This window comes from Phocaeicola faecalis (genome assembly GCF_021730445.1).
In the GTDB taxonomy this organism is placed as follows: Bacteria; Bacteroidota; Bacteroidia; order Bacteroidales; family Bacteroidaceae; genus Phocaeicola; species Phocaeicola faecalis.
Genome location: NZ_JADNRM010000049.1, coordinates 1 through 902 on the forward strand (window position 1 = coordinate 1; position 902 = coordinate 902).

Annotated in this window: 1 protein-coding gene; it reads right to left on the minus strand. The window is 58.5% G+C overall.

Translation table 11 applies throughout. The features are described from left to right. On the minus strand, window positions 1-902 hold a 902-nt coding region (locus IR173_RS17965), incomplete at both ends, for an HlyD family efflux transporter periplasmic adaptor subunit (RefSeq protein WP_237040870.1).

Sequence of the window (902 nt, forward strand, 5' to 3'; positions counted from 1 at the left end):
ACGGATGCCGTCCCCGTCATGGTCTTGATTAAAGGCAGTTCTTTGCCATAGCGGGTGGTCAGTCCCTGCGGCAGTGCTATTTCCAGTACAAACCTTCCCTGTTCGTCGGGCACGGGGGAGATGGACTCCACACTTCCCTCTACGGTTCCGAACTCCTGTTCCGGAAACGCCGGCAACCGGATGATAACTCTTTGCCCTATCTGCACTTTCCCTATTCCCTCCATGGGAAGCAGGGCTTTTCCCACGGGCAAAGCGGCAGCGTGCGGGACTATGACAAACATGGTCTCTCCCGCCTCCACATTCTGGTTTCTTTTCCACAGTTGCATGAACGCCACCGTCCCCTCCACGGGGGCTGTCAGCAGATAGCTTTTCTCCCATTCCCCCAAGGCGTTGAAAAGCCCGGCCACGGTGTTGGCCACCTCCGTCTCATACGTCCTGCTTTCCTGCATGTGCTGAAGGTAGTTGTTCCAGGCCAGCAGACAGGAGGAATACGCTGCCTGCACGCTTCCCAGCTCCGGGATACGGTGGAAAAAGAGTGTTCCCACCTGTTCGGTGCGGCTTCCGCCCTGTTTCCACTCCTTCATCCGTTCCCTCAATTCGAACAGGTCTTCGGTTTGCGCCACATTCTCTATCACCCCCAGTATGTCGCCCTTGCCGGCAGCCTGTCCGTTGGCGGTATACAGCTGTTCTATCCTGCCCGCGCTATGCGCCATGATGTAGGCGGGCGGGGGCTGCGTGGTGAGTGCGAACTCCGTCTCCACCGTGTCGGGATAGCTGAAACAGGCGCTGCCGGCAAGGACGACGACCATTATGCCCAGCAGCACGACAATCCCATAGCGGAGGATGGCGGGCGGAATCCTGCCCATCACCTCCTGCACCTCCTCACTGCGGAGTTCAATCTC